Annotated in this window: 13 protein-coding genes and 1 pseudogene; 9 read left to right on the forward strand and 5 right to left on the reverse strand. The window is 62.2% G+C overall.

The features are described from left to right. Positions 1-3: 3 nt before the first annotated feature. Together pgi and ACLBKS_RS06805 are read left to right on the forward strand one after the other, a co-directional pair. Entirely contained in the window at positions 4-1,602 is a 1,599-nt protein-coding gene (pgi, locus tag ACLBKS_RS06800) for a glucose-6-phosphate isomerase (protein WP_410192042.1), read from the forward strand. Next, the gene (locus tag ACLBKS_RS06805; protein ID WP_410192043.1) at positions 1,599-2,219 is read left to right on the forward strand and encodes an HAD family hydrolase; all 621 of its coding nucleotides are present in this window, start codon (positions 1,599-1,601) and stop codon (positions 2,217-2,219) included. The genes pgi and ACLBKS_RS06805 overlap by 4 nt, the downstream gene beginning before the upstream one ends. Positions 2,220-2,328: 109 nt before the next feature. Here the strand turns inward: ACLBKS_RS06805 and ACLBKS_RS06810 are convergent, their stop codons facing one another. Continuing rightward, positions 2,329-3,087 carry a CPBP family intramembrane glutamic endopeptidase gene (locus tag ACLBKS_RS06810; RefSeq protein ID WP_410192044.1) on the reverse strand — a complete coding sequence of 253 codons (759 nt, stop codon included), beginning with the start codon at positions 3,085-3,087 and terminating at the stop codon, positions 2,329-2,331. A 314-nt stretch (positions 3,088-3,401) separates the two neighbouring features. On the opposite strand from ACLBKS_RS06810, the gene ACLBKS_RS06815 reads away from it, so the two are divergent. Then, on the forward strand, positions 3,402-4,391 hold the full coding sequence (locus ACLBKS_RS06815) for an MBL fold metallo-hydrolase (protein WP_410192045.1): 990 nt from the start codon (positions 3,402-3,404) through the stop codon (positions 4,389-4,391). Between the two features lie 120 nt (positions 4,392-4,511). Here the strand turns inward: ACLBKS_RS06815 and ACLBKS_RS06820 are convergent, their stop codons facing one another. The 4 genes from ACLBKS_RS06820 to groES form a co-directional block, all read right to left on the reverse strand. Next, entirely contained in the window at positions 4,512-4,913 is a 402-nt protein-coding gene (locus ACLBKS_RS06820; RefSeq protein WP_410192046.1) for a hypothetical protein, read from the reverse strand. Positions 4,914-5,018: 105 nt separating this feature from the next. Further along, positions 5,019-5,723 (reverse strand): hypothetical protein, encoded by a 705-nt coding sequence (locus tag ACLBKS_RS06825; RefSeq protein ID WP_410192047.1) that lies wholly within the window; start codon positions 5,721-5,723, stop codon positions 5,019-5,021. 186 nt (positions 5,724-5,909) lie between these two features. Beyond that, positions 5,910-7,556, reverse strand: coding sequence for a chaperonin GroEL (gene groL, locus ACLBKS_RS06830; protein ID WP_410192048.1), 1,647 nt, complete (start codon positions 7,554-7,556; stop codon positions 5,910-5,912). A gap of 59 nt (positions 7,557-7,615) precedes the next feature. Continuing rightward, positions 7,616-7,906 carry a co-chaperone GroES gene (gene groES / locus ACLBKS_RS06835; RefSeq protein WP_410192049.1) on the reverse strand — a complete coding sequence of 97 codons (291 nt, stop codon included), beginning with the start codon at positions 7,904-7,906 and terminating at the stop codon, positions 7,616-7,618. Positions 7,907-8,459: 553 nt separating this feature from the next. On the opposite strand from groES, the gene ACLBKS_RS06840 reads away from it, so the two are divergent. The 6 genes and pseudogenes from ACLBKS_RS06840 (at position 8,460) to sigJ (ending at position 13,433) form a co-directional block, all read left to right on the forward strand. Continuing rightward, positions 8,460-8,696, forward strand: a complete 237-nt coding sequence (locus tag ACLBKS_RS06840) for a hypothetical protein (RefSeq protein WP_410192050.1) — start codon at positions 8,460-8,462, stop codon at positions 8,694-8,696. Between the two features lie 132 nt (positions 8,697-8,828). Beyond that, the gene (locus ACLBKS_RS06845; protein WP_410192051.1) at positions 8,829-9,128 is read left to right on the forward strand and encodes an RNA recognition motif domain-containing protein; all 300 of its coding nucleotides are present in this window, start codon (positions 8,829-8,831) and stop codon (positions 9,126-9,128) included. A 98-nt stretch (positions 9,129-9,226) separates the two neighbouring features. Next, the gene (locus tag ACLBKS_RS06850) at positions 9,227-9,364 is read left to right on the forward strand and encodes a hypothetical protein (RefSeq protein WP_410192052.1); all 138 of its coding nucleotides are present in this window, start codon (positions 9,227-9,229) and stop codon (positions 9,362-9,364) included. Between the two features lie 347 nt (positions 9,365-9,711). After that, positions 9,712-11,118: pseudogene (dbpA, locus tag ACLBKS_RS06855) on the forward strand (ATP-dependent RNA helicase DbpA). Between the two features lies 1 nt (position 11,119). Further along, on the forward strand, positions 11,120-11,869 hold the full coding sequence (locus ACLBKS_RS06860) for an RNA pseudouridine synthase (RefSeq protein WP_410192053.1): 750 nt from the start codon (positions 11,120-11,122) through the stop codon (positions 11,867-11,869). Between the two features lie 550 nt (positions 11,870-12,419). Further along, positions 12,420-13,433 carry an RNA polymerase sigma factor SigJ gene (sigJ, locus tag ACLBKS_RS06865; protein WP_410192054.1) on the forward strand — a complete coding sequence of 338 codons (1,014 nt, stop codon included), beginning with the start codon at positions 12,420-12,422 and terminating at the stop codon, positions 13,431-13,433. The last annotated feature ends 25 nt before the right edge of the window (positions 13,434-13,458 follow it).

Here is a 13,458-nt window from a genome sequence, read left to right on the forward strand (position 1 = left end):
GCATTGACGACGCACACCCCGCGCTGTGACCAAGCGCCCGCCTGGAGCCTGCTGCAAGACCTGTACGAACGCCGGGGCCGCGCCCTGGATCTGCGTGACGCCTTCGCCCGCGACGCGGGGCGTTTCGACCGCTTCAGCCTGCAGGCGCCCCAGGTTTTCGCCGATCTGTCCAAGAACCTGGTGGACGTCGAGATCAACGACGCGCTGACCTTGCTCGCGCGCCAATGTGGGCTCGAAGCCCAGCGCGACGCCATGTTCACTGGGGAGCATGTCAACCGCACCGAGGACCGCGCCGCCATGCACTGGCTGCTGCGTTACCCCCGTGGCGCCGCCTCGGCCTTGCCCGCCAGCCTGCAACCCGCCCTGGCCGAGGTGCACACCGTGCTGGACGCCATGCTGGCCTACGCCGAGACGGTGCGCACCGACGCCGACATCACCGACGTGGTGAACATCGGCATCGGCGGCTCGGACCTCGGCCCCCTGCTGGCCGTGCAGGCGCTGGACCCGTATGTCGACCACCGCAAGCGTTACCACTTCGTCTCCAGCGTGGACGGGCATGAGTTGAGCGCCGTGTTGCGCGGCCTGCGGCCCGAGCGCACGCTGTTCCTCGTGGCGTCCAAGACCTTCACGACCATGGAGACCCTGACCAACGCCTGCACGGCGCGAGACTGGTTCCTGAGCAAGATCGGTTACCACGACGAGCCGCGCAACCCGGCCGACGTCGCGCGCTACATGGAGCGTCACTTCTGCGCCCTGACCAGCAACGCGGCGGCGGCGGCGGAGTTCGGCGCCACGCGCACCTTCCCCTTCTGGGACTGGGTGGGCGGGCGTTATTCCATGTGGTCGTCCATCGGCCTGATGATCGCCATCGCCGTCGGTGCCGAGCGCTTCCGCGCCTTGCTGGCGGGCGCGCATGCCATGGACCAGCACTTTCGCGAGGCGCCGCTTGAGAGCAATTTGCCGGTGCGCATGGCCTTGCTAGATGTCTGGCACCGCAACTTCCATGGCTTCGGCAGCCGCAACATCGCGCCGTACCACAGCGGCCTGCGCCGCCTGCCCGCCTACCTGCAGCAATTGGCGATGGAGAGCAATGGCAAGCGCGTGGACATGGCCGGGCAGACCCTGCCTTACGCCACCGCGCCCGTGGTCTGGGGCGAGCCCGCGGCCAACGGCCAGCACGCCTATTTCCAGATGCTGCACCAGGGCAGCGACGTGATCCCGATGGAGTTCGTGGCCGTCAAGCACGCCTTGCATGACCTGCCGGGCCACCACGTCAAGTTGCTGGCCAACGCCTTGGCGCAAGCGCAAGCCTTCATGCAGGGCCGCCGCACCGAGGATGGTCACCGCCACATGCCGGGCAATCGGCCCAGCACCTTCCTGCTGCTGGAGTCGCTGACGCCGGAAAGTCTGGGCGCCTTGATCGCGCTGTACGAACACCGCGTGTTCGCGGCGGGCGCGCTCTGGGGCATCAACAGCTTCGACCAGTACGGCGTCGAGCTGGGCAAGGTGCTGGCCCTGGACATCGAACCGCGCTTGGCCAGCGGCGACGCGAGCGGGTTGGATGGCTCCACCGCGGGCTTGCTGGCGCGGTTGCGCGCATGAACGTCGTCTTCGATTTCGGCGCCGTGCTGTTCACTTGGCAGCCGGCCGAACTGGTGCGGCGCCAGTTTCCGCACCTTACGCCCACGGCACAGGCCGCAGAGCAGCTGGCGCGCGATCTGTTCCATCACGAAGACTGGCAGGGCTTTGACCGCGGCGACCACGCGCTGGATGAAGCCATCGCACGCATCGCGACGCGTCTGTCCCTGCCGGGTGACGCGCTGCATGAACTGCTGGCGCCCATCGGCGAGCGACTGGCTCCCATCGACGCCACGGTGGCGTTGCTGGCGCGCCTGCGCGAACAACGCGACGCCCAGGGCGACTTGCGGCTGTACTTTCTGTCGAACATGCCCGCGCCCTACGCGCGGGTGTTGGAACAGCGGCACGACTTCATCGGCTGGTTCGACGGCGGCATTTTCTCGGGCGACGTGCAACTGGCCAAGCCGCAGCCGGAGATCTACCGCCTGCTGGAAACCCGCTACGGCCTGGAGCCCGCCCGCACCGTCTTCATCGACGACATGCCCGCCAACGTCGAGGCCGCGCGTGGCCTGGGCTGGCAGGCCATCCATTGCACGGCGCCCGACCTTCTCGGTGCGCAATTGCAGTCCTTGCTGCCTTAGCGGATGCCCGCGAGGGGCGTCGCGGGCTGTATCTTTCTCTCTCTCTTGACGCTGGGCCATCGGTGTGAGGCTGGACGCCTCAGCGCCTTAGCGCCTTAGCGCATCGCCGTCACGCCAGGCGCAGCGGATAGCTCAGCAGCACGATGTGCAGAAGATTGACCGCCGCATGCAGCCCGATGGCCAAACTCAGACGGCCGCTGTAGTGCAAGGCCACGCCATAACCGAGGCCGGCGCAGGTCGCCACCACGGCGAATAGGGGGCTGAAAGGCAGGTGCGCCGCACCGAACAGGCCTGCCGCCAACAGCAATCCAGGCCAGACGCCCAGGCGCTTGATCAGGGCCGTCTGCAACAGACCGCGAAACAGCAATTCCTCCGCCAGCACGGTGACGCCGAGATTGACCGCCAGCCACAGGAGCAGGCCTTGCGGCCATTTGGGTTGCCAAGCGACCAGGCCCAGCGCCATGGAGAGCAGAGGCATCAGCAGCAAGGTGGCGATGCAGGCCAGCCCGGCCTTCTTCAGCGAAATGACCGGCCTGTGTGCTTGCCCCAACCACCAGGCCAGCAGGGCCGTGCCCACCAGCAGCTTGTCCCAGGACAGGCGCAGAGCGTAAGGCGGAGCATCCGCGCTGATCAGGCGTGGCTCCCACAGTTGCCAGGGGCTGAAACCGGGGACGAGGTGCGCTGCCAGGGCGACTGCGCCGAGCAGGATCAGCGGCAGCCATAGCCAGTTCGGCAGACGCGGTTGTCCGGCCAGAAGGACGATGACGAATGCACTGCCTAGCAGCAGGCCGATGGGCTGTATGAAGCCCAGGCCGGTGCCCAGGGCGAGCGTGAGCGTGGGGAACAGCAAGCGCAAATGCAGGGGCATGGCACCTCTCTTGAAAAGGCGCGCAGTCTAGCAAGGCCCATCTGGCGGCGTGCAGTGCGTGCGCCTTGAGCGCCGGGGCTGGAACACTGCCTGTGCTGGCCTGTGCTGGCCTGTGCTGGGAGGCCACCCATTGCACCGAGCCCGAGCGTCTCGACGCGCAACTGCGGACGCTGTTGCCACTCACGGGCCCGCCCCAAGCCAAGTCTCCCCACGCCGCGCGGGCCTTTGGGGGGGCGAAGCTTGCGCGGCGGCGGCTCTTGCCCCAGCATGCGGCGGTTTGTTTTCATTCAACCACCTCAAGGAGTTCAGGAGTCATGCCCATCAAGATGAATCGACGTGATCTGCTGGTCGGAGGAGGCGCCGCCGCCGCGGCCTCCGTGGCCACCTACCTCGGTGTCTCCCTGCTGCCCCTGCATGTGCAGGCCCAGAACTTCGGCGCGCCCAGCGTGGTTCAGGTGGGTTATCGCAAGCAGAAGGTCGGTGACATGGAAATCATCGCCCTCAACGACGGCGTGGTGCGCCGCGCCCTGCAGGCCGAGTTCGTGCGCAACGCGCCGCTGGCCGAAGTGCAGGAACTGCTGAAGTCGCAAAACCTGCCGACCGAGTATGTGGACGTGCCGTACACCGCCTTCCTGATCGTGGCAGGCGGGCGTCGTGTGTTGATCGACACCGGTTTTGCCGACAACGGTCCGCCGACCACCGGACGCCTGGTCGCCAACCTGAACGACGCGGGTTTCAAGGTCGAAGACATCGACACGGTGCTCATCAGCCACCACCATGGTGACCACATCAACGGCCTGCGCAACAAGGCGGGTCAACTGGTCTTTCCCAAGGCCAAGATCATGGTCCCGGCCGTGGAGCATGCCTTCTGGATGGACGACGCCAAGATGGAAGCTGCACCGGCCGCGGCCAAGGGCGCCTTCCAGAACGTGCGCCGTGTCTTCGGCGGGCTGGGGCCGGATCAGCTGATCCAGTTCCAGGCGGGTCAAGAACTGCTGCCCGGCATCCGCACCGACGCGGCCTACGGCCACACGCCAGGCATGGTCACGGTCACCGCGCAGAGCAAGGGCCAGAAGTTCATGTACCTCGCCGATCTGACCAATGTGCCCCAGCTCTTCGCCCGCAACCCCGACTGGGCCGTGGTGTTCGACATGAACCCCGAGGAAGCACGCCAGACCCGCCGCCGCGTGTTCGAGGCGGTTGTGAAGGACAAAACCCTGGCGGGCGGCTTCCACTTCCCCTTCCCGGCCTTCGGCCGCATCGAGGCCCTGGGCCAGGGCTACGACTTCAAGCCGGTGGCCTGAAGTTCGCCAACCTCATGCAAAACGCCACGGGGGACCGTGGCGTTTTTTCATGGGCATTTGGGCTGTGGGCAGCCTGATCGATCTCAGCTGCTGGCAGGGATCGACCCGTTCTATGAGTGATCAAGTCCCCGCTGCACGACTCACCCAGAGGCTGCGCACTGCAAACACCCCAAGCACAAATGCCACGGTGGCATGGGTCAAAGCGCGCGGATCGAGAACATTGCCGATGGCAACGCCAAAACTGAGCGCAATGATCACCCAGGTAACAGAGCCTGCGAGCGCGACGAGCGTCAACGTGCGGTCATGAGGACGTCCCACGCGCATCAAATGCAATGCCCCGAGCAACAACGCAGCGAGTGCGCCGCTAAGAGACCAAATCTGCAGCTCAGACAGCAAGGGCAAAAGCTGCAAGCTTCCGAAGCCATGCAGCAGTGCGCTGATCACCATGAGCCACCCAAAAATTCGGTCTGCCAGATTCATTTCAACACTGAATAAATTCGTTAATGATTGCAATCGATCCATCGCAAACAACCGATGTTCACGAAATACGTCGTACGGCGGCGATGCTGTGAGAACTAATCCTAATCGACAGGGCCATAGACGATTTACGCCATGTCACCTGCCGCCCTACCAAACTGCCCAGTAGGCTTGCATGACTCTAGTCCAGAGTACAGATGAGGCTGCTACTCCTAGCAAAGCTGGCATCAGGTGTTGAATGGAGCTTTTCGAGTAAGTCCAAGCATGCACCTTGGCCCACGAAACAACGACAAGCTTTGGAACTCCATTGATTTGAACCAATATCCTTTTACCGCCATTAACCGAAATGCGCGTATGGCCGCTCATTTCCCACTTCGGATCTAGATGTATATAAAACTCCCACGGAGTTTTCTCTGCGCTTGAAAACACAGGAAAAAATCTCGGTCGGCCCATTTCAGCGAGTTCAGCAGAACTTACGTTTCCTAAAAGATCCTTGAGACAATCTTCAATATTGCTTTGAAAAATTCTTGAATGGAAGCCAAACCGAGCGTACAGATGGGCTGCATACTCGGCGAACTTCTTGGATTTTTCGAACTCCAGGTTCTTGTAGTCTCGTTCTATCGAGTCGCGATAACTGCTCCCTTCCTTAGAAAATGAATAACGGATACCTAGGTACGCGAGGATGGCAAAACCAAAGGCCCAAAACTTGTAATCAGGAGGGTTGATGAAAGACTTTGGTAGAGCTGCCTCTAATAAGAGCCCCGCTGGTAGTCCGAACCAGGCAAGTGCTAAGACTATGGTGCTATAGACCACCAAGTTCCGCCGAATTTTTGCGTCGTCATCGTCAAATGGCATTTTTCTCTCCGAGAGGACATCTGTTCAAGACACTCTCCATTTATGCGCTTGTCATTGCTGACGATGCTTAGGTTAACAGCACGACTTCTTTCCAGATTTCCTGATTCCCCCCCCCAATCAAGCCCCATAAAAAAACCCGCGGTGTCACCACCGCGGGTTTTTTGTTTCAGGCCGTGAGGCTGGGCATCACATGCCCATGTCGCCCATGCCACCCATGCCGCCCATGCCACCACCGGGCATCGCGGGAGCGTCTTCCTTCGGCGCTTCGGCGACCATGGCTTCGGTCGTCAGCAGCAGCGAAGCCACGGAAGCGGCGTTCTGCAGCGCGGTGCGCGTGACCTTGGTCGGGTCCAGAATGCCCATCTCGATCATGTCGCCGTAGGTGTCGTTGGCGGCGTTGAAGCCGAAGTTGCCCTTGCCTTCCAGCACCTTGTTCACCACGACGGAGGCTTCGCCACCGGCGTTGAACACGATTTCGCGCAGGGGCGCTTCGATGGCCTTGAGCACCAGCTTGATGCCGGCGTCTTGGTCGGGGTTGTCACCCTTGATGGTGCCGATCGCTTGCTTGGCGCGCAGCAGGGCCACGCCACCACCAGCGACCACGCCTTCTTCCACCGCGGCACGCGTGGCGTGCAGGGCGTCTTCGACGCGGGCCTTCTTTTCCTTCATCTCGACTTCGGTGGCGGCACCGACCTTGATGACGGCCACGCCGCCCGCCAGCTTGGCCACGCGCTCTTGCAGCTTTTCGCGGTCGTAGTCGCTGGTGGCTTCTTCGATCTGGATGCGGATCTGCTTGACGCGCGCTTCGATGTCAGCGGCAGCGCCGTTGCCGTCGATGATGGTGGTGTTTTCCTTGCCCACTTCGATGCGCTTGGCTTGGCCCAGGTCGGCCAGCGTCACTTTTTCCAGCGACAGGCCGACTTCCTCGGCGATCACCTTGCCGCCCGTCAGGATGGCGATGTCTTCCAGCATGGCCTTGCGACGGTCACCGAAGCCCGGAGCCTTGACGGCCACGACCTTCAGGATGCCGCGGATGGTGTTGACCACCAGGGTCGCCAGGGCTTCGCCTTCGACTTCTTCGGCGATGATCAGCAGCGGACGGCCCGACTTCGCGACTTGCTCCAGCGTGGGCAGCAGGTCACGGATGTTGCTGATCTTTTTGTCGAACAGCAGCACGAAGGGGTTGTCCAGCAGGGCAACTTGCTTGTCGGGGTTGTTGATGAAGTAGGGCGACAGGTAGCCGCGGTCGAACTGCATGCCCTCGACAACGTCGAGTTCATTGTTCAGGCTCTTGCCGTCTTCCACGGTGATCACGCCTTCCTTGCCGACCTTGTCCATGGCGTCGGCAATGATCTTGCCGATGGACTCGTCGCTGTTGGCGGAGATGGAGCCAACTTGCGCGATTTCCTTGCTGGTGGTGGTGGGCTTGGAAGCCTTCTTCAGCTGCTCAACCAGGGCGGCGACGGCCTTGTCGATGCCGCGCTTCAGGTCCATGGGGTTCAGACCGGCGGCCACGTACTTGCTGCCTTCGCGCACGATGGCTTGGGCCAGCACGGTGGCGGTGGTGGTGCCGTCACCGGCGTTGTCGCTGGTCTTGGACGCGACTTCCTTCACGAGCTGGGCGCCCATGTTCTGGATCTTGTCCTTGAGTTCGATTTCCTTGGCCACGGACACGCCGTCCTTGGTCACGGTGGGGGCGCCGAAGGAGCGCTCGAGCACCACGTTGCGGCCCTTGGGGCCCAGGGTCACCTTGACCGCGTTGGCCAGGATGTTCACGCCTTCGACCATGCGAGCGCGTGCGTCGCCACCGAAAACAACGTCTTTAGCTGCCATTTGAATTCTCCGAATGAATTAAGTGCGAATGAGAGGATGGGTTGCGTGCGAAGAAGTGATTACTTCTCAACGACTGCAAACAGATCGTCTTCCTTCATGACCAACAGCTCGTCGCCATCGACCTTGACGGTCTGGCCGCTGTACTTGCCGAACAGAACGCGGTCACCGACCTTGACGTTCATGGTGGCCAGTTCGCCCTTGTCGTTCTTCTTGCCCGGGCCCACGGCCAGCACCTCGCCCTGGTCGGGCTTCTCGGCGGCGCTGTCAGGGATGACGATGCCGGAGGCGGTCTTGGTCTCGTTTTCGACGCGCTTGACGATCACGCGATCGGCCAGAGGACGCAGTTTCATCAGGAATCTCCTAAAAGTTGAAACAGAAAAAGGAACAGCGAACTGCGCTTTCCCGTTGCACGGGTTGGCGCTTTTGACTTGGCTGGGCGCGCATTCGTCTGCACGCCGATGAGCACCGACAAGCTTGTTAGCACTCATCTCCAGCGAGTGCTAATCATAAGGCTTTTTGCTGGGGTTTCAAGAGAGAGCGGACGGTTTGTGGGCGCTTTTTAGGACGGGTTTCGTGCTGGTTGTCGACTTTTTTGTCGGGTTTCGCCTCTGCCCGAATCGGATAGCGGGTAGGGGCCATATCGACCGGGATCGCCAAATGGATGCTATAGTCCGCCCGCTTGCAGATTCCGCTTGATGTCTGTAAGCAGTTTGACTTTAGCTCTCGGCACTGATCAGCCGTCCTCTTTTTAGCCACCGACCCGGCAACTTGCACGGGTTGTTCTGGTGGTCACGCTCCCATATCCAAGCTCAACAGGTAGTGCGCCTCACTGCCGCAGTCGTCGTCCGCTCAATGGGCACGATGGCAGGTGTTTGGCGCGTGACCACGAGAAAGTTGGCATTCATGTCGTCTAAGACACAAGAGTCTTTCCGCATCGGAAAACTCCTATTCACCCCTTTTTGTCGCCTCGCAGAAGATGGCCGGTACAAAGCCGGTCTGTCGATCAAGCGAGGGCAAGGTTTCTCCACCCATGACCGCGTCAGCGTCTATGTGCCCACATTCACCAGCGTTGAAGGGGCACTGCTGTATGCGCGGGCGATGGGCAATCACGAGTCCATCGGCTTGGCGACACCGGCCTGACTCACCGCAGCCTAAAGCCGCGCTAATCCTGCGTCCCAACCATGACTGGTCGACGCGCATCTTCTGGCCGAATTCGATTCATGCGCCAGCTCGCCTGGCTCATTAGAGCAGGCACTCTCTGAAAGCATTCCAATGAGCAACAAAATTTACGTCGGCAATCTGCCTTACTCGATCAACGATGATTCCTTGGTTCAAAACTTCTCGGAGTACGGAAGCGTCACCTCCGCGAAGGTCATGCAGGACCGCGACTCTGGCCGCTCCAAAGGCTTTGGCTTTGTAGAAATGAACAACGCGGATCAAGCTCAAGCGGCCATCCATGGACTCAATGGCATGTCGGTTGGTGGTCGTGAAATCGTCGTCAATATCGCGCGTCCCAAAGAGACCATTTCGGGCTATGGTGACCGCCAACGAGAACAACGTCGTTCGTACTGATACAAGGTTGTTCCTCTGAAGCGGGCTCGTGAGCCCGCTTTTTTTACGCTCCGCGTGCATACCGGCAAATTGAATTCTTCACTGTCTAGGAGTCCATGATGGCAAAACCCAACTACCAATACGAAAAGCGCCAGAGAGAGGCCGCGAAGTTGAAGAAGAAGCAGGAAAAGGCACAACGTAAAGCAACGCCGGTTCTGCCCGCTGAAACCGAGCTGCTTCCAACCTCAACTCCGTGACGCTGGCGCAAACACTTGCAAAATCCCGCGAGTGAAATCGCATGAATGCGTCACCCACCTTCGCGAACCTCCCGACCCATCGAACTTCTTGGAGGACGGTATGCCTTGGCAGCAAGGCCCTTGGACTCCGGTCGACTCTGCGCAGGGCTCGCCGCAATCAGGGAAAAGTAGACGAGCAGGTAGTCACCATCGACGCTAGACACACGTCATCCAGATGACGCACCGATTTCTCCTTTGCAGCGGTGGCCGTCTTTCACTTTGGCACCCCAGCATCTGGTTGCATCGGCAGTGGGCTCTGGTGATATGACACGACGCCTGTGGGCCGGCTTACTGCGTAAGATGCATGCATGACCTTTTCTCCTTCAGTCTCCAACAGTTTCGACACACTTCCCCTTTCTGCCGCAGCTCAGGAGAACCTTCGCCGACTCGGCTACCTCGAAATGACGGCCATCCAGGCGGCCAGCCTGCCCGCTGCGCTGCAAGGCCGAGACCTGATCGCCCAGGCCAAGACGGGCAGCGGCAAGACCGCGGCGTTCGCCTTGGCCTTGCTGGCCAAGCTTGATGCGCGTCGCTTCGCGGTTCAGTCCCTGGTGCTGTGCCCCACCCGTGAGCTGGCCGACCAGGTGACGACCGAGATCAGACGGCTGGCGCGCGCCGAGGACAACATCAAAGTCGTCACGCTCGCCGGTGGCGTGCCGCTGCGTGGACAGGCTTCCAGCCTGGAGCACGGCGCCCACGTCGTCGTCGGCACCCCCGGGCGTGTGATCGACCATCTCGAACGCGGCAATCTCGACCTCGATTCGCTCGCGACACTGGTGCTTGACGAAGCCGACCGCATGCTGGACATGGGCTTCGCCGAGGACATGGTGAAGGTGGCCCGTCGTTGCCCCGCGTAGCGGCAGACCCTGCTGTTCTCGGCGACTTACCCGGAAGGCATTGCCAGGCTCGCCGCGCAGTTCCTGCGCGAGCCCGTCACGGTCAAGGTGGAAGCGCAGCACGGCAGTGGGCAGATCGAGCAGCGTTGGTACGAGGTGCGCGAGGACCAACGGCTGCCCGCGGTGGCGCGCCTGCTGGAGCACTTTCGCCCGGTCAGCACCCTGGCCTTCTGCAACACCAAGGCGCGCTGCCGCGAACTGGCCGAGCTGCTGCAGGCCCAGGGCTACAGCGCGCTCGCGCTGCACGGCGACTTGGAGCAGCGCGAGCGCGACCAGGTACTGGTGCGTTTCGCCAACAGCAGCTGCTCGGTGCTGGTTGCCACCGACGTCGCTGCGCGCGGCCTCGACATTGCCGGTCTTGCCGCCGTCATCAACGTGGACATTTCGCCCGATCCGCAAGCGCATGTGCACCGGATCGGCCGCACCGGTCGCGCCGGAGAGACTGGGCTCGCGCTGAGCCTGGCGTCCCTCGACGAGATGGGGGCGGTCGGGCACATCGAACAGCTGCAGGGCCGGCCTTCCGTCTGGCATGCGCTCTCCGAACTCACGCCGGCCTCGGGTGGGCGCTTGCTGCCGGCGATGGCGACCTTGCACATCCAGGCTGGGCGCAAGGAAAAGATACGTCCGGGCGACGTGCTGGGCGCGCTCACCGCCGACCTGGGCTACACGCGCGAGCAAGTGGGCAAGATCGACATCAACGAGTTCGCCACCTACGTGGCGGTGGAACGCGGCATCGCGCACGAAGCGGTGGCGCGCCTGAACAGCGGGCGCATCAAGGGCCGTACCGTGAAGGCGCGGCTGCTGACGGACGGGGCATAGCATGGGCACACCCGCTTCGAGTCAGCCAATGCCGGGTGCTGGTGATGCACGGCGCCTTGCCAAGGTGGTCGCTGGGCTGGTGCCCTGTTCGCGCCGCGAGGCGGAGCAGTACATCGTGGAAGGATGGGTGCGCGTGGACGGGCAGTGTGTCGACTCGCCGCAGGTGCGCGTCACCGCCAGCCAGCGTGTCGATATCGATCCGCAGGCGCGCCTGCAGCCCGTTGTGGCCGCGACCTTCCTGGTCCACAAGCCGGCGGGCATGGCGACCGAAGCGGCGATGGATCTGCTCGTCGAGAGCGCTCACTGGAGCGGGGATGCCTCGGGCATCCGCCGCAGCAAGGCCCATCATGTCGGGCTCAAGACGCTGCTGACCTTGCCGGTAGAGGCGAGTGGCCTGTGCGTCTTCAGCCAGGACTTTCGCGTGGTGCGCAAGCTCACCGAAGACGCAGCCTTCGTAGAGCAGGAACTCGTCGCCGAAGTGCAAGGCGTGATCGCGCCCGATGGCTTGGCGCGCCTTGGCCATGGCCTGTCGCGGGACGGGCGGCCGCTGCCGCCAGCGCGCGTGAGCTGGCAGAGCGAGACGCGCCTGCGCTTCGCGCTGAAAGGCATCGCCCCGGAATGGACCGCGTGGATGTGCGCGCAGGTCGGCCTTGAGCTGCGCGCGCTGCGGCGCATCCGCATCGGGCGCATCGCCATGGCGGGCCTACCGCTGGGGCAGTGGCGTTATCTGCCAGCGGGCGAGCGGTTCTAGCCACGCCAGCGTGCGCAGATCGGCTTCAGGTGGCGCCACTGTGAATGCGATGGGGTTGCCTGGACTCCTAGCCAGGTGACCAGCTTCTCGGCATGGGGATGGAGCTAGTTCGGTTTGGTCCGCCTTGTCTATGGGGGGACTCCTCCGACCGCAGGTACTTCTTCACCGTGTTGCGAGTCAGACCTGTTTGCTTGGAGATCTCGCTGGCGGAGTTCAACACCGGAAATTCAAAGTTAGGTGAAAAACGAGATCAGTTTTGATCTGGCGTCTCGTCTCTAACTCATTGATTTTGAAAAAAACCGAGGTCAGCTTTCTGTGAAATTTGACAGTTTCAGTGAGTTTCGAGGTGAGCACTTCAGACTGGGCCAAGGGGTGAGGATGACCGGATACTCTAGCCGCTCCTTCAAAGAAGGAGCAGGTCCATGGGCCCTCATCACAGACGCAGCTCGGCCGCCGCTGAAACCCGATTCCGCTTCCCGCATCTCGAGGTTGTCCGACAAGCTGCATCTCCGCGTGCGGTCGCGCCAAAAACCACCGAGGAAGAAAAGGCATGTCACAAACAAGGCTGGTTGTTCGTCATGCACCAAACTCGTATACAGAGGCCATGACACCACTTGACAATTTGTCCCAAAATTTCAGCCCTGTCGAGCGGGCGCGGCGGTTCGATGCTGAACACGCACGCAAGCTGCGGGCACTAGCCTATCGCATGCTCGGTTCGCGGGCCGAGGCGGAAGACATCGTTCAGGAAGCCTGGCTGCGCTGGGCCGAGGTCGATGAAAGCGCAGTGGTCAACGTGGGGGCCTACCTGTCGCGTGTGGTCACGCACCTGTGCCTGGACCGGTTTCGTTCAATCTCCGTGCAGCGCGAGCAGTACATCGGCGTTTGGTTACCTGAGCCGTTTCTGGATGACGCGACCGCCGTCGATGACACACCTGGACCGGAGCAGCAGGCCGAGTTCGCGCAGGACGTTTCCATCGCGTTCATGCTCGCGCTGGAGCGGCTGTCACCTTTAGAGCGAGCGGGGTTCCTGTTGCACGACGTTTTCGATCTTGGCTACGACGAGATCGCGCGCCACCTTGACCGCAATGAAGCCACTTGTCGCCAGCTGATCAGCCGAGCGCGCAAACGTGTCAAGGAAGACTATGCGCGTCGAGAAGTTACCGAGGAGGAGCGGCAGCGACTATTCGAAGCATTCGCGGACGCCGTGCGCAGTCGCGATGTCGGCGCGCTTGCCCAGGTTCTGGCCGACGACGTCGTTCTGCTGGCAGACGGCGGTGGCAAGGTCACCGCCGTGCCGGAGCCGCTGCATGGACGAGAACAGGTGGCCAGTGTCTTCATTGGTTTTGCCCGACTGCCCGGCAGTAGCGGCTGGCGACTCCAAGCGGCGCGGGTCAACGGATTGCCAGGCTGCCTGATCTTCAACGACCACGATGGAGGTCGACTGGTGCAGACCATCGCATTGGCACCGTCCTCCACCGAGATGGGGCGTATCGGCGCCGTCTACGTGCAGCGCAATCCCGACAAGCTCGGGTATGTCACAACCGGTCATGGCAGTCCGTCTTGACGTTGTACCCGGCACGGTGCTGGGT

Source organism: Hylemonella sp. W303a (assembly GCF_046452315.1).
GTDB lineage: Bacteria > Pseudomonadota > Gammaproteobacteria > Burkholderiales > Burkholderiaceae_C > Hylemonella.